General features: G+C 37.7%; 1 protein-coding gene and 1 pseudogene. One reads left to right on the forward strand and one right to left on the reverse strand.

Annotation, left to right across the window (positions count from 1 at the left end):
• Nucleotides 1–134, reverse strand: a pseudogene (locus KH893_RS12315) (alanine racemase); the annotation flags it as partial.
• A gap of 100 nt (nt 135–234) precedes the next feature.
• Between KH893_RS12315 and KH893_RS12320 the strand changes: the two are divergent.
• Nucleotides 235–440 (forward strand): GNAT family N-acetyltransferase (locus KH893_RS12320; RefSeq protein ID WP_486606306.1); only part of this gene is annotated, 206 nt, incomplete at its 3' end.

Raw genomic sequence — 440 nt, forward strand, 5'->3', positions numbered from 1 at the left:
TGACCATAAGCATTGGACTTAACCGCCAGCCAAAGCGTCTTTGCACCGGAAACGCGTTTGGTATATTGAACGTTATATGTTAGTGATGATTTGGAAAATTCTATACGTGTCGATCGATGAATAGCTTCTACCATAAAGGCAATTATATAATGAAGTAAGTTTTTTCGGAGGTTTTATGCAAATTAAAAAGATATTAGTAAATTTCAATACAAAAATGGATGAAGAGATCGGTTGATGACAAAACAAGAAGAACTAGTAATCGCCAGTCAATTCGGAGAAGGAAAAATTCTTGCTGACGCAATGACGATTCGCCGAACAGTTTTTATGAACGAAGAACATGTAAGCGAAAAAGACGAAATCGACGGCCAGGATGGCTGTTGCTTGCACTATGTGTCCTATTTAAATAATTGGCATCCAGTCAGCACAGCTCGAATATATTC

The sequence above is a fragment of the Liquorilactobacillus sicerae genome, from assembly GCF_029916425.1.
GTDB classification, from domain to species: domain Bacteria; phylum Bacillota; class Bacilli; order Lactobacillales; family Lactobacillaceae; genus Liquorilactobacillus; species Liquorilactobacillus sicerae.